20 protein-coding genes are annotated in these 16,625 nt (G+C 51.9%); 5 read left to right on the top strand and 15 right to left on the bottom strand.

Going from position 1 to position 16,625, the window contains the following annotated elements; genetic code table 11:
- The first annotated feature begins 82 nt into the window (after positions 1 to 82).
- Positions 83 to 451 carry a GtrA family protein gene (locus tag PsB1_RS09675; protein ID WP_284360778.1) on the top strand — a complete coding sequence of 123 codons (369 nt, stop codon included), beginning with the start codon at positions 83 to 85 and terminating at the stop codon, positions 449 to 451.
- Here the strand turns inward: PsB1_RS09675 and PsB1_RS09670 are convergent.
- The 13 genes from PsB1_RS09670 to rpmI form a co-directional block, all read right to left on the bottom strand.
- Positions 442 to 843: an EVE domain-containing protein gene (locus PsB1_RS09670; protein WP_284360776.1), complete on the bottom strand. Its 402-nt coding sequence runs from the start codon at positions 841 to 843 to the stop codon at positions 442 to 444. The two genes, PsB1_RS09675 and PsB1_RS09670, sit on opposite strands and share 10 nt — an antisense overlap.
- Positions 844 to 875: 32 nt before the next feature.
- Entirely contained in the window at positions 876 to 2,105 is a 1,230-nt protein-coding gene (locus PsB1_RS09665; protein ID WP_284360773.1) for a BaiN/RdsA family NAD(P)/FAD-dependent oxidoreductase, read from the bottom strand.
- Positions 2,105 to 2,548 (bottom strand): NAD(P)/FAD-dependent oxidoreductase, encoded by a 444-nt coding sequence (locus PsB1_RS09660; RefSeq protein WP_284360771.1) that lies wholly within the window; start codon positions 2,546 to 2,548, stop codon positions 2,105 to 2,107. Before PsB1_RS09660 ends, PsB1_RS09665 begins: the two co-directional genes overlap by 1 nt.
- A 98-nt stretch (positions 2,549 to 2,646) precedes the next feature.
- Entirely contained in the window at positions 2,647 to 2,802 is a 156-nt protein-coding gene (locus tag PsB1_RS09655) for a hypothetical protein (protein WP_284360769.1), read from the bottom strand.
- Between the two features lies 1 nt (position 2,803).
- The gene (locus tag PsB1_RS09650) at positions 2,804 to 3,055 is read right to left on the bottom strand and encodes a hypothetical protein (protein ID WP_284360897.1); all 252 of its coding nucleotides are present in this window, start codon (positions 3,053 to 3,055) and stop codon (positions 2,804 to 2,806) included.
- Positions 3,056 to 3,624: 569 nt separating this feature from the next.
- Entirely contained in the window at positions 3,625 to 4,179 is a 555-nt protein-coding gene (locus tag PsB1_RS09645) for an ActR/PrrA/RegA family redox response regulator transcription factor (protein ID WP_284360766.1), read from the bottom strand.
- 80 nt (positions 4,180 to 4,259) lie between these two features.
- The gene (locus PsB1_RS09640; RefSeq protein WP_284360763.1) at positions 4,260 to 5,606 is read right to left on the bottom strand and encodes an ActS/PrrB/RegB family redox-sensitive histidine kinase; all 1,347 of its coding nucleotides are present in this window, start codon (positions 5,604 to 5,606) and stop codon (positions 4,260 to 4,262) included.
- 16 nt (positions 5,607 to 5,622) lie between these two features.
- A complete protein-coding gene (locus PsB1_RS09635) occupies positions 5,623 to 6,708 on the bottom strand; it encodes a lysine-2,3-aminomutase-like protein (RefSeq protein ID WP_284360757.1) in 1,086 nt (361 codons plus the stop codon).
- Positions 6,680 to 7,135, bottom strand: coding sequence for a dUTP diphosphatase (gene dut, locus PsB1_RS09630; RefSeq protein ID WP_284360895.1), 456 nt, complete (start codon positions 7,133 to 7,135; stop codon positions 6,680 to 6,682). Before dut ends, PsB1_RS09635 begins: the two co-directional genes overlap by 29 nt.
- Positions 7,136 to 7,230: 95 nt before the next feature.
- A complete protein-coding gene (gene pheS / locus PsB1_RS09625) occupies positions 7,231 to 8,304 on the bottom strand; it encodes a phenylalanine--tRNA ligase subunit alpha (protein ID WP_284360754.1) in 1,074 nt (357 codons plus the stop codon).
- 73 nt (positions 8,305 to 8,377) lie between these two features.
- Complete coding sequence (locus tag PsB1_RS09620) at positions 8,378 to 9,283, bottom strand: alpha/beta fold hydrolase (RefSeq protein WP_284360751.1); 906 nt, start codon at positions 9,281 to 9,283, stop codon at positions 8,378 to 8,380.
- A gap of 160 nt (positions 9,284 to 9,443) precedes the next feature.
- Entirely contained in the window at positions 9,444 to 9,806 is a 363-nt protein-coding gene (rplT, locus tag PsB1_RS09615) for a 50S ribosomal protein L20 (protein WP_284360749.1), read from the bottom strand.
- An 11-nt stretch (positions 9,807 to 9,817) separates the two neighbouring features.
- Entirely contained in the window at positions 9,818 to 10,018 is a 201-nt protein-coding gene (gene rpmI / locus PsB1_RS09610; protein WP_284360747.1) for a 50S ribosomal protein L35, read from the bottom strand.
- Positions 10,019 to 10,323: 305 nt separating this feature from the next.
- On the opposite strand from rpmI, the gene ahcY reads away from it, so the two are divergent.
- Positions 10,324 to 11,715 (top strand): adenosylhomocysteinase, encoded by a 1,392-nt coding sequence (gene ahcY / locus PsB1_RS09605; RefSeq protein ID WP_284360745.1) that lies wholly within the window; start codon positions 10,324 to 10,326, stop codon positions 11,713 to 11,715.
- Positions 11,716 to 11,928: 213 nt separating this feature from the next.
- On the opposite strand, the gene PsB1_RS09600 is transcribed toward ahcY, so the two are convergent.
- Positions 11,929 to 13,272: a lytic murein transglycosylase gene (locus PsB1_RS09600; RefSeq protein WP_284360743.1), complete on the bottom strand. Its 1,344-nt coding sequence runs from the start codon at positions 13,270 to 13,272 to the stop codon at positions 11,929 to 11,931.
- Positions 13,273 to 13,482: 210 nt separating this feature from the next.
- Here PsB1_RS09600 and PsB1_RS09595 point away from each other — a divergent pair, with 210 nt between their 5' ends.
- Positions 13,483 to 14,760, top strand: coding sequence for an MFS transporter (locus PsB1_RS09595; protein ID WP_284360740.1), 1,278 nt, complete (start codon positions 13,483 to 13,485; stop codon positions 14,758 to 14,760).
- Between the two features lie 19 nt (positions 14,761 to 14,779).
- Here the strand turns inward: PsB1_RS09595 and PsB1_RS09590 are convergent, their stop codons facing one another.
- Positions 14,780 to 15,097, bottom strand: a complete 318-nt coding sequence (locus tag PsB1_RS09590; protein WP_284360737.1) for a hypothetical protein — start codon at positions 15,095 to 15,097, stop codon at positions 14,780 to 14,782.
- A 247-nt stretch (positions 15,098 to 15,344) separates the two neighbouring features.
- Between PsB1_RS09590 and PsB1_RS09585 the strand changes: the two genes are divergently transcribed.
- Together PsB1_RS09585 and folD are read left to right on the top strand one after the other, a co-directional pair.
- The gene (locus tag PsB1_RS09585) at positions 15,345 to 15,632 is read left to right on the top strand and encodes a YggT family protein (protein WP_284360734.1); all 288 of its coding nucleotides are present in this window, start codon (positions 15,345 to 15,347) and stop codon (positions 15,630 to 15,632) included.
- A gap of 72 nt (positions 15,633 to 15,704) precedes the next feature.
- Entirely contained in the window at positions 15,705 to 16,619 is a 915-nt protein-coding gene (gene folD / locus PsB1_RS09580) for a bifunctional methylenetetrahydrofolate dehydrogenase/methenyltetrahydrofolate cyclohydrolase FolD (RefSeq protein WP_284360732.1), read from the top strand.
- The last annotated feature ends 6 nt before the right edge of the window (positions 16,620 to 16,625 follow it).

Raw genomic sequence — 16,625 nt, 5'->3', positions numbered from 1 at the left:
ACATTTAAAGCCATCGCAGTGGAAGGGATTATGCAAGGTGAAGTCTTTTCAAAATCCGTTACCACATCTGTTGAAGGGAAAAATGATGCGATTCATAATCGTGGGCGGGCTGGGCTTTGGTTTAGACGCCGCTCTGGTCTTTGGACTGCTTCATCTTGGCTTCAATGTGTATGTCTGTCGGGTTGTTTCTTTGTGTGCTGTATTAGGTTTCACCTATCTCCTCAATCGGATGGCAACATTTGTGGCCGCTGGCCCGCCTTCTTGGCGTGAATTTTTGGCCTATGTGGTCGCCAGTCTATTGGCGCTGGGGGTTAATTATGGCGTATTTGTGGGTGCACTTTGGCTCCACGCCCCGGTTTTACTGGCTATGATGGCCGGAACGGGCCTTGCGGCGGTCCTGAATTTTCTTAGCTATGGTCGGATATTTAAGGCGGCCAAACCTCACCTGTAAGCCATCAGGATTTCCCAGTGATCTGCACTGACGGGCTGAACCGATAGGCGTGGTGCCTTAACCAAGGCAAGATCGGCCAATCTTGGGTCTGCTTTGATGGCCCCAAGCCCGATGGGCTTGTTCAAAGTCTTCACCGCAGCAACATCGACCGCCACCCAAGTTGGATCGGTGGGGTCAGGGTAGGCGGGCTTGATGATTTCAACGACGCCCACAATCTGGCGCTCATCGCCTGTGTGGTAAAACAAGGCCAAATCGCCCTTTGCCATTGCTTTGAGATAGTTTTTGGCTTGGTGGTTACGAACACCGGTCCAAGCTTCGCCTTTAGGCCCGCATTTGACTTGTTGATCAAAGGAAAACTGATCGGGCTCGCTTTTAAGCAACCAATATTGCATTGTCGGCCTACCTTGTGATGGATCGTGCGGCCCTAAGAAGCACTTTTTACGATCCAGTCGTCAATGCCCTTGGCGGCCAAAGCAGCACTCGAAAAGCACGCTTGCAAAAGATACCCGCCCGTTGGGGCATCCCAGTCGAGCATTTCGCCTGCCACAAAAACCCCCGGCACTTTCTTCAGCATAAGGTGGTGATCGACACTGGCCTGGGCGACGCCCCCAGCGGTCGAAATCGCTCGCTCTAAACCTGCCAAGCCGGTAACCTTCAAGGGCAAGGTTTTGATTAAGCGCGCTAAACCCATAGCTGAATTGGGTAGTTTGTTTTGGGTGGCTTCGCGCATTAGGGCGATAGCGGGGCTGGTCATGCGTAAGTGACTTTTTAAAGCGGTAGACAAGGATTGGCCCGCTTTTGCCCTCACCAATTTAGTGGCCAAGGCTTCAGGCGATTGATCGGGGCGTAAATCAATCTCGATGCTACAAGGCCCAGCTGCCAGCACTTCGCGGAGCCACCCAGACAATGCATAAATTGGGCCGCCCTCTAGCCCCATTTGCGTGATCACCACATCGCCTCTGGCCTTGGTATGCCCACAGCTTATTGCCACATTTTTGAGTATTGCCCCGCCAAATTGGCCTGAAACATATGCGTTCCAACCCAGATGAATACCGCAATTGCTGGCCTGAAGTGGGGTAATCTCAACGCCCATTGGTGCGAGGATCGTCGTCCAAACCCCATCCGATCCGAGTTTCGGCCAGGACGCGCCACCCAAGGCCAACAAGGTCGCACGTGACGCATGGCTCGTGACGTTGCCATCCCGATCGCGAATTTGAACTTCGCCTGCTTTTGAAAATCCAATCCAGCGCGCGCCGGTTATTATTTTGACCTCTAGGGTTTCTAATCGGCGCAACCACGCGCGCAATAAAGGCGAGGCTTTAAACGCTTTAGGAAAAATTCGCCCACTTGAGCCAACAAAAAGCTCTTGATCGAGGCCGTTTGCCCATGCTTGCAGATCTGCTGGTGTAAACTGATCGAGCCACTGGCCGGTCCATGTGCTGGCGGCTCCATAACGGGTTTTAAAAACCCCAAGCTCTTCACTATGGGTTAGGTTCAAGCCGCCGCGTCCTGCCATTAAGAACTTGCGTCCAACAGAAGTCATCGCCTCAAAAACAACGACCCTATGCCCCTTGGAAGCGAGGAAATCCGAGGCAAATAGGCCGCTGGGGCCAGCGCCAATGATGATGATCGGCAATTGGGAAGCTTCGGCCATCAGACTTTAAATCTGGGCGGCTTGGAAAAACGCATAATCTGATCGTCTAATGTGCCAAACCGGAAGGCCAAACGGTCCAACATGTAGTTTTGATGCACATTCCAGGACGCGACATCGCCTTGCTTTGGAAAGGACGCCATGGCGCGCGTAACATAGCCCAAACGAAAAGCGAGCCAAGGGGTGAGGGTTGGCGCTATGGCCCCAATTTTGGGCTTACACTTCGTTTGTCCAGTTTGATCCATATGGCTCAACAGGCGGCAAATATATTCCGCTGTCAAATCAGCCCTTAGCGTCCAAGACGCATTGGTATAGCCAAAGGCCGACGCCAAATTGTGCACCCCGCTATACATGATGCCCTTGTAGGAAAAGGTCTTGGAGAAATCGACCTCAAAATCCACCTCCCATAGCACTTGAAGCTTAAGCCCAGTCGCAGTCACATTCACATCAGCCTCCAGGTGGGCCCCGATTGTAAGGCGATCCCTGTTTCGTCAAAATGGCTGATCTGATCGGTTATAACGTCCGCCTTGCCCGATATAATAGCCTAGAATAAATCGCTGTCTGGAACCAGACACAGACGTTGATCCCATGGGTTATAGTCTGGTGTTAAATGTTTTCCGAGATCAAAATCAATAGACAATTGATCGGCCGACATGGCCAGAAGGCGCTTTTTGATCGCGGCTGGATAGGTGCGTGCCATCTTAAGAAATACAATTAAAATAGGATATTGCGCCAGCGAATGAAAAATTTGACCAGTTTTTCAGGTAAAAGGGTCGTAGCCAATTGGCTGAGTCATCTTCCCCAGGTCGCGACACCACATAGGAGGGGGAGCGTTGAAGCATGGTGACTTTGGCGGCTTCCTTCGCCATCGCGGGGACCAAGGCAATCGCTGTTGCCCCACTACCGATCACAATGCCTTTTTGATCGCCATAGTCAAAGTTTTCATGCCAGATTTGCCGATGGATGATCGCGCCTTTAAAGCAGTCATGACCCGTGAACTCTGGCTGATGGGCTTCGTGATAATTTTATAGGCGCTGCACATGTATAAAAAGGCGCAGTTTATCTGATGCTTATCCAGATCTTGCCCGATGTGACATCTCACAGTCCACAAGCAAGTCACCAAGTTCCACGAAACCGCTATGGCAACAAGGTTAAGGCGCAGCTGGTTAAAGAGCGCCAATTCCTGAGCTGTTTCAAGAACATAGCTTACAATGGATGGGCTATCGGCTATCGCTTTGGCCTGCGCCAAAGGCTTAAAATAAAACCATACTTAATACATGTCCTAGTCCGAACGAAAGCCCGGGTAACGGAATAAGTCCCACGTGCCCCCTATGGAAGACCGGCCTTCAAGGATGGCAAAGCTCTTGTGGGGACATCAGGTTTTGAGATGATAAGCACCACTAATCCCAGAAATTCCAGCGCCAAAGATCAGCATATCGACATGTTCGAGTTTGTGTGTCTTTAACTGGGTTTGCGAGGCTTTTGGCATAGAGGGTTCGATTCAATCTGGATGAGTTAAGCTCTAGCGTGGCGCGCGTTTGGCCAAAATACGTTGCAGGGTACGACGGTGCATATTCAGGCGCCGCGCCGTCTCTGACACATTATGCCCGCATAACTCAAAAACACGCTGTATATGCTCCCAACGCACGCGGTCGGCACTCATCGGGTTGGCGGGGGGATCTGGCAAATGATCGCTTTGCGCCAGCAATGCCTTGACAACATCATCGGCGTCGGCAGGCTTGGATAAATAATCAATCGCACCAGCCTTAACGGCGGCAACCGCACTGGCGATGTTGCCATAGCCCGTTAGCATTACGACGCGCGCATCGGGGCGGGCCAGATGCAATTCTTCAACAAGTGTTAAGCCGGAGCCATCTTCTAGCCGCAGGTCCAAGACAGCAAAAGCAGGTGGCTGCGTGCGCGTGATCGCCATCGCTTCTTCAACCCCAGCTGCGGTCTTGACCTCAAAGCCACGACTTGCAAGCGCACGTGCCAATCGGTTGCGCAAAGGGCCATCATCATCCAGCAATAATAAAGAGCGATCGACGAGCGCAGAAACAATGGTGTCAAGTAACATTATGCCTTTTCGTCTCCCTTCTTTGGCCAGATCACACGCCTGAATATGATGATAGATCCTTTGTGCTAAAGTGGTGCGCGCTATGCAAAGGATTTGGCTGCAATGGCCGAATAGGGCCAATGTATCTCCACCACGGCCCCTTTTTTAGCACCTTCATGATTCCAGAAGCTAATTGTTGCACCTGAGCGTTCAAGCAAGGTTTTGGCAATGAAAAAGCCCAGCCCCATACCTTCTCTATGCGGCGCGACTGAACCTGCGGCTAGGTTGGTTGTAACATAAGGCTCCCCCAGTCGATCCAGAATGGCTTCATCAAAACCTGGGCCATCGTCCATGATTGTAACTTTGACATGTTGCTGATTCCAGCTGGCAGCGACTGTTACAGCTTGGTTTGCATAATGAATCGCATTTTCAAACATATTGCCCATGCCATAGAGGATAGACGGGGATCGTCTGACGAGCAGCTCATTCTTACCCTCGGGGCCCTCAATATCAAAAAGTAAAGCCTTGTGACCTAAGTCTGGATGCCGCTGGGTCACTTCTTCCAATAATTGCCCCAAAGGAACCATATCCGTAACTAGATCTGGTTCATGTCTATGATCGGTCAAGTTGCGCAGGATTTCACGACATCTTTGGGCTTGGGTAAGGATCAGTTGGGCGTCTTCTAAATCGGGGCTGGCTTGGGGCAAGGACCGCAGCATTTCCTTGGCCGTCACTTGAATGGTAGCCAATGGGGTTCCAAGCTCATGGGCGGCTGCAGCCGCCAAACCACCCAAAGCAGCCAAGCGTTGTTCGCGCGCTAACACCTCTTGGGTTGCGATCAAGGCATCCGCCAGACGGCTTTCCTCGACCGAGACACGCCATGCATAGCCTGCGGTAAACAACAGCCCGACAATAATGCCAAAAGCGGCTGAAACCTGATAGAGTAAAGGGACGCTAAAGCTGCCGGCAGGCCGCCAGGGCAAAGGGTAAGAATAGACCGCCAAAAACGCCACACAAACAATGGTGATGGCGAGAATGCTTAGCGTCCAAAGCGGCCGCAAGATAGAGGCTGCAATCGTAGCGGGGGCGATAAGAAGTAGACAAAATGGGTTTTGAATCCCTCCAGTTAAAAACAATAAGAAGGCTAATTGCAGCGTATCAATCGTCAATTGGGCGGCCGCCTCCCATTGTCGCACCAAACGCTGCGGGGCAATGCCAATTGTAATCACAAGGTTCAAAGCTGAATTGGCCCCAATCGCCAATAAGCAGGCCATAAGGGGCAATTCAAACCCAAAACCAAAATGGACAACCAAAACCGTAATGAATTGACCAATCAGAGCAAACCAGCGCGAACTGACCAAAGTCCTAGACCGCAAACGCCCTACAAAGGGTGCATTCAAGGCCAGTGCGGCGGCAATAATTTCCTGATCTTTTGAGGCTGTCTTCATCGCTTTAGCATGGCTTTCAACCCTTATAATCGTGCCAAACACCCTTGCCGTCTAGTAATTGTAGGCCGGTGGACGCCTCGCGCACATGGGGTGTTTCGAGCGGCGCTTTAAACGCCCCACCTGGTATATCTAAAACATAGGTCGGTTGGGCCAAGCCACTCATGGTTTTGCGTAAAGCGCGCATCAAGGCTTGGCCCTTTTTAATCGGTAAACGAAAATGCGAAGTGCCTGGAGCCAGATCAGGGTGATGGAGATAATAAGGTTTGATCCCCAGCCCAAAAAACATCCTCATGAGGTCTTGTAGCGCCTCAAGATTATCATTGATGCCTTTGAGTAAGACGCTCTGGCTTACCAAAGCGATGCCGGCATCTGCCAACGAACGAACACATGATTGGGCCTCCTTAGAAAATTCTTGGGCATGATTGGCATGGATCGCCACCCAAGTTGCAATCTCTGGCGCTTTTAGGGTTTCAATAAAGGCAGGCGTTACCCGGTCCGGGTCCACAATGGGTACGCGCGTATGCCAGCGCACAATTTTAACGTGCTCAATCGCTGCCAAAGCTTGGGTTAGCTCCCCCACGCGGCGTGGTGACAGCATGAATGGATCGCCGCCGGTTAAGATAACTTCGAAAATCTCTGGGTGGGCCGCAATATAGGCAATGGCGGCAGCAAGGTCTGCTCGTGTTAGGTTAGGACCACCAGGACCCACCATTTCGCGCCGAAAGCAAAATCGACAATAGACCGGGCAAACTGAGACGACCTTCAACAAAACCCGATCCGAGTAGCGGTGCACCAGACCCGGCAAGGGTGAGAAGCCCGCATCATCGATAGGATCGAGAATTTCCACTTCTAGGGTGTGAAGCTCTTTTGGCGACGGGATGAATTGGGCACCAATCGGATCAGCTGCATTCGACCGATCGATCAAATTAGCCATGTGCGGGGTAAGCCCGATCGCGTAGCGTTGAGCTACTTGGGTTAAGGTAGGGTCCAAATCTTGCGCCAATAGGCCTGCATCTTGCAGCTGGGCAAGGGTGGTCAGGTTTGTGGATGATGCGGGAAAGGTGCCCGACAAATCAGTCTTTACCTGTTGAGCCAAATCCACCCGATCCCCGCGCCGTTTCGTCCAAGACGTCGTGAACGGCCCAGTCAATTTGCGTGATGGGTGCAATGACCATTTGCGCTATGCGGTCGCCACGTGCGATTCTGAAAGCCTCCTCACCGTGGTTGATCAAAATGACACCCACTTCGCCGCGATAGTCTGCGTCAATGGTGCCGGGGCTATTGAGACAAGTGATGGCGTGCTTTATCGCCAGTCCAGAGCGGGGCCGTATTTGGGCCTCATAGCCCGGTGGGAGCGCTATCGATAGCCCGGTTGGAATGAGCGCCCTGCTGCCAGGTAAAAGATCGATAGAGGCACCAATGGCGAGTGCGGCGCGCAAATCCATCCCCGCAGACTGAGCGGTCTCATAGGCCGGCAAGGGCAGATCGCCAAAATGGTCGAGCTTTTTGATGGCCACTAAGGGCCTTATTGGCACGTTAGTGCCATGACTGGCATTTTCTGTTTGTGCTGACGATGGGGTTTGCATGATAAGAACTTGGCCCTAAAGACGCTAGGCGTGAAAACTCAACTCAGCCCCGTTGCTAAATTGGGCTGCACCATGGGCTCAAAACCATAATGCTTCAACCAGCGCACATCAGATGTAAACATGTCGCGAAGGTCAGGAATGCCATATTTCAGCATGGCTAAACGATCGATGCCCATGCCAAAGGCAAAACCTTGATGCACATCTGGATCCATGCCACAGGCACGTAACACATTTGGATGCACCATACCGCAGCCTAAAATTTCCAACCAATCTGCCCCTGTTCCGATCTTGAGCGCACCGCCTGATCGATCACAGCGTACATCCATTTCAGCGGATGGTTCGGTAAAAGGAAAATGGTGGGGCCGAAGCCGAACATCAATGTCATCTAGTTCAAAGAAAGCGCGTATGAATTCCATCAACACGCCCTTGAGATGGCCCATATGCACACCATTTTCGATCACCAAGCCTTCAATCTGATGAAACATCGGCGTGTGGGTCTGGTCTGAATCGCAACGATAAGTCCTACCGGGCGCTACAATCCGAATGGGCGGCTTTTCGCTCAACATGGTGCGCACTTGCACGGGGCTTGTATGGGTGCGCAGCAACATACGCGAGCCATCTTCCTTTTCCTCAAAAAAGAAAGTGTCGTGCATATCCCGCGCGGGATGTTTTGGCGGGAAATTCAGCGCCGTGAAATTATGAAAATCATCTTCAACATCGGGACCTTCGGCAATTGAAAATCCCATGTCGGCAAAAATGGTCTGCACCTCCTCAAACACTTGCATAATGGGATGGATGCGGCCCCGCTGCTCTGGCCGGCTCGGTAATGTCACATCCACACGCTCGGCGAGTAGGCGGGCATTGAGGGTGGCTTCAGCAAGCAAGTCTTTCTTGGCGGCGATCGCGTCGCTTATGCTTTGTTTTAGCCCATGGATCAGCGGCCCAAAGGTCTGGCGCTCTTTAGGGCTCATCGCGCCCATGCCCTTCAAGAGCTCAGAGACAGAGCCCTTTTTGCCAAGCGCGTTCAAGCGCACCTGTTCTACTGCGGCTTCATCGCAAGCAGCGTCCAATTGAGCAAAAAGTTCGCGGGTGAGGGCAGCAATATCAGTCATGCCATGGTCCTAGCGGATTGGGGGCCCAAATGGGAGGGGGGTGGCGCAGATGAATGACTGAAACCTCTGACCCCTAAGCTTGTTTGCTCTCCTCAACACGCTTGGCATGATCGGTGATCAGCTTGGCGATAAACTGGGTTTTAGAAGGTGGAAGATCATGCGCCATTTCATCGATGATCTCGAGCCTGGCTCCTGGTATACGCCGCGCCGTATCGACGCCACATGCAATGGGCACCAGTTCATCATACTTGCCATGGATGACAAGGGTTGGTGTGCGGATTGAGCCTAAGCGATGTGGCCGCTTGGAATCCGCTAATACCGCAATCAATTGGCGCAGAGACCCTTTGGGGTCATAGGCCCGCTCATAAGCGGCGGTGGCGTGGTTGATAAAGGCATCCTTGGGTCGCAGAGGATCGGGGTACGAAATTAACTCCAGTGTCCGGCGCGCGGTTTCAATCGCGCGCTCTCGACTGGGTGTTCCGCCGGGCCGTTTGACAAGCTGGCGGCGCAAACGCGCAGGGGCACCGGGCAATCCACGTGCGCCACTGGTGGACATAACCGAAACTAAACTGCGCAGGCGTGTGGGGTGATGGATCGCAATGTTTTGGGCAATCATCCCACCCATGGAAACCCCGACCATATGGGCAGACGCAATGCCCAAATGGTCTAAAAGAGCAACCGCATCGTCGGCCATGTCCTTTAAATGGTAGGCAGTCTGAAAGCCCAATCCGAAAGTAAGGCCAGCAAGGGCACGCAAGAGGCTTGCCGTTTTGGCCTGATGAAAATGAGTTGAAAGGCCAACATCGCGATTATCAAACAAAATCACCCGATGACCCGCCGCCACGAGCTCTGCCATGAAATCTTCGGGCCAAGCGATTAGTTGCCGTCCCAGCCCCATGATCAATAGCAAGGGTACCCCGGAACCGTGCCCGCGCTCTTCATAATAAAGCTCAATACCATTGGCTTGAATGGTAGGCATGTGCTTGTCCCTTGAGGGTAAAAGTGATGGTGGGGTTGCAAACAAAAACGACCCTGAGATACCTCAGGGCCGTTTTCAATTCCTGTCAATCGCGCTTGCGTTGCTTGCATTTTGATTAACGCACAACTTTGATCTGTTGGATCAAAACGCGCTTGAGCGACTATTTCACGGCGAGTGCAGCTTTGGCTTTTTCGACCACAGCGGCAAAGGCAGCGGGTTCGCGGATCGCGATGTCGCTGAGAACTTTACGGTCCACTTGTACGCCTGCTTTCAAGAGCCCGTTGATAAAGACCGAATAGGTCAAGTCATGGGTGCGCGCTGCCGCGTTGATACGCTGGATCCACAAGGCGCGAAAGTTGCGCTTCTTGGCTTTGCGGTCACGATAGGCATATTGACCAGCGCGCCAGATGGCGGCGGTTGCCGTGCGTATAGTGTTCTTCCGACGACCTTGAAAGCCTTTGGCGGCTGCAAGGATGTTTTTGCGGCGGGCGCGGGTTTGTTGCCCTGCTTTAATACGTGCCATTGTCTATATCCTTAAAGCCCGTAAGGCGTCCAAAGTTTCACACGAATAGCATCGCCTTTCGCGAGCACATCGGTTCCACGGTTTTGACGGATATATTTTGAATTATGGGATATCAAACGGTGCCGCTTACCCACTGCGCCATGCAGGACTTTGCCGGTCGCGGTTATTTTAAAGCGCTTTTTAACACCGCTTTTGGTCTTCAGTTTCGGCATTTTGCTCTCCTGTGCTTGATGCACGGACTTGATTTCAAAAAGAGGTCAAGTCAGCTGAATGAATCGCCACGGCATGCCGTTTCGCCGGGCGATCGGTTGGGAGGTGCGATCTAATCTAACAACGCGCGAAAAACAAGGCTTAAGACTGTAGCTGACCCGTCTCCCACCCCCTGTCCTGCGTCAAGTGTGTGTCATATAAAGACATGTTTATATCTTTACTTGACATTTTGCGGCCCTTGGTTAGAAGCCCAATAAGCTTTGTGCGCGAGCATCGCGGGCACAGGCTTCGATTTTCGAGGATTTTCATGACTGACTATATCATAGCCGACATTGGCTTGGCCGACTGGGGCCGTAAGGAATTGGCGATTGCTGAAACTGAAATGCCAGGCTTGATGGCGACCCGTGCCGAATTTGGCCCTGCACAAGTTTTGAAAGGTGCCCGCATCGCTGGGTGCTTACACATGACGATCCAGACTGGGGTTTTGATTGAAACCCTGACCGCTCTAGGTGCCGATGTGCGCTGGGCTTCGTGCAATATCTATTCGACCCAAGATCAAGCAGCTGCGGCGATTGCTGCAGCGGGGGTTCCAGTTTTTGCGGTTAAGGGCGAAACGCTTCTGGAATATTGGGACTATGTGCACAAGATTTTTGAATGGTCCGATGGTGGTTATCCAAACCTGATCTTAGACGATGGTGGTGACGCAACCTTATTGTGCGTCTTGGGCCCAAAGGCTGAAAAAGATCCCAGCATTTTGAACAACCCACACAATGAAGAAGAAGAAGCGCTTTATACGGTGGTGAAGCGCTATCTCGTCGAGAAACCAGGCTTCTATTCGGCCATTCGTGACGCGATTAAGGGCGTTTCGGAAGAAACCACAACAGGCGTGCATCGGCTCTATCAAATGGCAGAGCGCGGCGAATTGCCATTCCCCGGCATCAATGTGAACGACAGCGTCACCAAATCGAAGTTTGATAACCTCTATGGCTGTAAGGAATCCCTAGTCGATGGAATCCGTCGCGGCACTGACGTTATGATGGCCGGTAAAGTTGCCATGGTTGCGGGCTTTGGCGATGTCGGCAAAGGTTCAGCAGCGTCTTTGCGCAATGCGGGCTGTCGCGTAATGATCTCTGAGATTGACCCCATCTGCGCCCTGCAAGCGGCTATGGAAGGCTATGAAGTGGTCACGATGGAAGACGCTGCACCGCGCGCCGATATCTTTGTCACTGCTACGGGTAATCTGGACGTGCTGACTTTGGAACATATGCGGGTAATGAAAGACCGTGCGATTGTGTGCAACATTGGCCACTTTGACAGCGAAATTCAAGTTGCGGCCCTTCGCAATTACAAATGGCACAATGTGAAGCCGCAAGTCGATGAAGTTGAGTTCCCAGACGGCAAGCGCATCATCGTGTTGTCAGAAGGCCGCTTGGTCAATTTGGGCAATGGCACGGGTCACCCCAGCTTCGTGATGTCGGCATCTTTCACCAACCAAACCCTCGCCCAGATCGAATTGCACACCAACCGCGATAAGTATAAAAACCAAGTCTATGTGCTACCCAAGCATCTGGACGAAAAGGTCGCGATGCTTCACTTGGCTAAGGTTGGCGCAAAACTCACGAAATTAACAAAAGCACAGTCTGATTATATCAGTGTGCCTGAAACTGGCCCTTTTAAGCCAAACACCTATCGCTATTGATCCCATATCCAACCACTGGCTTGGCACGGATCGAGGGACCATCGTGGAATTGCAGGTCGGCGGCACTGGAGCTGTGTCGCCGCTTTTATTTTGCTTTGACGCGACAAAACGCCCGGTCATCATCGATACGCGGTTTCGTGCCAGAGTGGGCACCAACAACGTGTCTAGAACCTTAATGGCGAAGCGCCTCTCAAAAACAGACCCATCTTGGCCTCACCACGTCACTTTAACCGGCGGTGGGCCTTTATAGTTAGGATCCATTGCAGAAGGTGGCGGCGGGTTGAGCTTGCTTGGTTCCGCTTTTCCTATGGTATTGGCGTTTACCTCGGCCCGAACCATTTCAAGGGCTTGTACCGAAACATAACCGTCTGGCGCTAAGCCCTTAGCCTTTTGATAGGCTTGCAACGCCGCGCGGGTACGCGGGCCAGCCTGGCCATCGGCAATGCCAACATCAAAGCCTGAGCCCAGTAAAAGGGTTTGAATCTCGGTCGTTCCAGTTCGGCCAAGTGGGGGATTATCGAGTGGCCAAGTGGTTGGAAGGGTGCCACGCCCGGCAATTTGATCGCCCAATAATGCGACCGATAAGGCATAAGCATCCGCTGCATTGTATGCGCGTATCGCATTATAATTCGTACCCACCAAAAAAATCGCGCCGCGCACGCCAGCGGGTGCCAAAAGTCTAACCTGCCAGTTATCAGACTCAGGTACCCTTATAGCCCCGCCAGCTTCATTTGGCGTGGATATCGTCGTGGCCAATTCAATTCCCAAACCACGCCAAAAGGACAAAGGTCGCATCACCCCATCCAGCAAATTCCAGTCAAATTGCGGCGGCACTGTGACCTCACTGCCCCATTTTTCGTCGCTTCGCCACCCGGCGCGGGTAAGATAGTTTTGCGTTGACGCCAAGGCATCAATGGGATTGGACCAGATATCGCGCTTACCATCGCCATCGCCATCGACCGCGCGATCTAAGAATGAGCTTGGCATAAATTGGGTGTGCCCCATGGCCCCGGCCCAAGAACCCACCAAGTCGGCACGGGTTGCTTCACCCCGCGCTAAAATATCAAATACCGCTAAGAGTTCGGCTTCGCCCAAGCCCGTGCGTCTGCCGGTATAAGCTAGGGTTGCCAGTGAACGCACCACATCCAAATCGCCCTTATTAGCCCCATAGCTACTTTCAACACCCCAAATCGCAATCGCAAATTCCAATGGAACTCCCGATTGCGCTGTGCTTATCTTCAAGGCTTCTTTACGTTTTTCAAATTCAATCCGACCGACTTCAATCCGGCTTAGCGACACAGCACTGGTCATATAGGACCAGATCGGACGAACAAATTCTGGCTGGCTTTCATTAAGTCTTTTCACATCAGGATTTGGGCTGATATTGGCCAAAGTCGCTTCAACGATAGTGGGTGCCTTGTTTCCGACCAAAACCGCTTTGGATGCAAAGGCTGTGCGCCACGCATCAAACTCAGGCGTGCCCGAAGTCAAAAACGCTGGGGGCACATAAGATAAGGGTACTTGGGCACCAGCAAGGCTGGCAGTTACAACAGCCATAGCTGCGAGGCAAAGGGATCGTGCGACCATAGAAGTGAGTTTAGAATGATGTGGCAGGCTGGGCAATGAACACAAAGGTGAAATTGTGTGGAGGTCTTGTGAGCAATCTCTTGAATAAACATACTTAGGCCTGCACCTTGGGCTGTGCAGGGACGAAAGCGCAGGGTATGGGTGGCCTATTCGTCTTTTTGCACGCGCGTTGGGGCCATTTTGACAGACCAAATCGCAAAATCGGCCACAGATGTGTCGCCCGCCAAAACCGGTGCCATGATTTTTATCATCGCCACCGTGGTGTTGGATATGTTGGCCATAGGAATGATTGTGCCCATCATGCCACGTCTGGTTGAATCTTATTTCACCGATGTGACAAGTGCGGCGCACGCCTTTGGCTTATCGATGACCTTATGGGCTTTATTACAATTTTTTATGTCGCCAGTTTTAGGGGCTATGTCGGATCAATTTGGACGCAGGCCCGTCATTCTCGTTTCCTGCCTTGGACTGGGCCTATCGTATTTCGCAAGCGCCTGGGCCCCAACCTTTTTAGCCTTTTTGGCAGCGCGGGTGATATCGGGGGCGACGGCAGGTAATATTTCAGCGGCCAACGCTTATGTTGCTGATGTCACACTCCCGGCAGAGCGGGCGAAAGCGTTTGGTATGTTAGGCGCGGCCTTTGGTGTGGGCTTTACTTTTGGGCCAGCGATGGGCGGCCTGTTGGGAGCCATTGATGTGCGCCTTCCCCTGATAGTGGCGGGCTTTTTATGCTTCATCAACGCAGCTTACGGCTTTTTTGTTTTGCCTGAATCCCACAAGCTTGAGAATCGAACTGTGTTTAATTGGGGCAAAGCCAATCCAGTTGGCGCTTTGGCCGTTTTCAAAGGGCAGCCTTATTTATATGCCCTCATTCCGGTTTATGGTTTATTTGCATTGGCACAAAACGTGTTCCCATCTGCCTTTGTGCTATATGCTGAGCATCGCTACCATTTCAGCACCATCGAGACGGGTGCAACAATGGCTGTATCTTCCACCCTGATGATTTTAGCGCAATTATTCATTGTGCAACGGGTAGTTGGACGCTTGGGAGAGCGACGCTCTTTAATGATCGCGCTGCTTTTTGGCATGACTGGTTTTGCGCTTTATGGTTTAGCACCCACGCCAATTTTGTTTTGGGCTTCCATGCCGGTGATGACCATGTGGGCTTTGTTCAATCCCTCTATCCAAAGCTTGATGACGCAGCGGGTTTCGGCGGATGCCCAAGGTCAATTACAAGGGGGCCTAGCCTCATTAATGGCGATGATGGGCATTTTTGCTCCAAATCTTTACACAAGCCTATTCGCGATGGGTATCAGTATGCAATGGCCTGGTGGCATAGATTTAGGCATTGATTTACCAGGCGCACCTTTTCTTGCGGCATCTTTCTTCTTGGCCATTGCTTTGGCGATTACCTTATTGGTCGTCCGTCGTGGCCCCGGTAGTGGCAAACCTTTATGAAATTCGACCCTAAAGTGAATTAAATGATCCATCGAACCAGTTGCACAATCAAGGTCCAAGCAATCAAGGAAATGATGATCGCAGCCGCAAATCCTAAAGGTCGAAGATCTTTCAACGGCAAGTCGCCCTGTTGATCTTGTGCCGTAAATTCCTGTTCCAGCCGATCTTGAATACGCTGTACCGGAGAGGGTTCGGCTTGGGCCAATAGTTCGGCATTGTGTGCCGTCACCAGCATGGTTTCACTCGACTGGCCTGCATCGGCATTATTGCCCTGAGAGGGCATTGAGGCAGCGCGCATTTTGGTGGGATTTTTACGACGCGTTTTTTGGATCAACATGATCAAGGATTTCCCATAAATCAAATTAATTCATAGGCCTATTCAATTGCTGATCGTTTAAACCCTAAGCCGATATTTTGACCAATTTTTACCTGACCCGTCAAGAAAACCGAAACCTTACCTGACCTTCTCATCGTTGAGAGGTCGGTTTTCATGATTTTCAACAGCGCGCCCCTTGAACCGACCCGGCGTTTCCCCCACCTTCGCTTCAGGACGTGCCATCAAGGCCGTATGAAGGATAGCACATATGACAATTGGTCCAGTTGAATGGCTTTTCAGCACCGTTCTAAGTCTGTACCTCTGGATTGTGATCGCAAGTGCTGTATTTAGCTGGCTGGTCGCATTTGATGTTATCAATTTACGTAATCGTCTAGTCGCAACCATTTATGATACCTGTGATCGCTTAACGACCCCCTTGCTTAATCCCATACGTAAGATTTTGCCCAATTTAGGAGGCGTGGATTTATCGCCTGTGGTGTTGATTTTGGGCATTCAAATGGTGCAAAATTTCGCGGTCCCTCTCATACCATTTTGATCTGGCATTAGCACGGCTTTTCAGCGCGCTGATTGGCCCGCCATGAATATCCATTTCGCATAAGGTTCACATATGGTTGCGCGAATGATTGACGGAAAGGCAATGAGTGCGGCCTTAGAACAAACCCTCGAGCATGCTGTGGCAAACTTGGTCAAGGCCTATGATGTCGCCCCTTGTTTATATGTTGTTTTAGTGGGAGAGGATCCCGCCAGCCAAGTCTATGTGCGCAATAAGACGCGCCGCACTCTGGCAGTTGGTATGCGCTCAATTGAGATTAAACTACCCGCTACGATCTCTCAATCGGCACTGGAGGATCAGGTTAAGGCGCTGTCGCGCGATCCAGACGTTGACGGCATATTGGTGCAATTGCCTTTGCCAGCGGGGCTTAATAGCGATGCTGTCATTGCCTGCATTGACCCTGCTAAAGATGTGGATGGCCTAACCGAAGTGTCGGCTGGGCGTTTATTGCTTGGCCGCCCCGGATTACGCCCTTGTACGCCAACCGGGTGTGTTATCTTGGCCAAACATAGTTTGGGTGACTTAAGCGGTAGCCATGTTGTGGTGATTGGTCGTTCAATCTTGGTCGGCAAGCCCGCGGGTCTTTTGTTTCTTGCACAAGATTGTACGGTTACGCTCGCCCATTCGCGCACCAAGAACTTGGCAGATGTATGTAAAAGTGCTGACATATTGGTGCCTGCCGTTGGTTGCCCTGAAATGGTTAAGGCCAGTTGGATAAAGCCCGGGGCGACCGTCATCGATGTTGGGATCAACAAAGTCGCCGATCCAAGAAAAGGGCAAGGTGCTGCCCGTCTTGTTGGCGATGTGGCCTACGAAGAAGCGTTGGAGGTGGCTGGCGCTATCACCCCAGTTCCCGGTGGCGTTGGCCCAATGACGATTGCCTGCCTGTTACACAACACAGTGTTAGCCGCCTGCGCCCGGCGCGGCTGGGCAAACCCTGATCTGACAGCGGCTAAATGGCCTACCTGATACCCG

It is taken from the genome of Candidatus Phycosocius spiralis (assembly GCF_030158815.1).
In the GTDB taxonomy this organism is placed as follows: domain Bacteria; phylum Pseudomonadota; class Alphaproteobacteria; order Caulobacterales; family Aquidulcibacteraceae; genus Aquidulcibacter; species Aquidulcibacter spiralis.
Note: the sequence above shows the minus strand (reverse complement) of the source record. Positions and strands in the feature narration are given on the sequence as shown.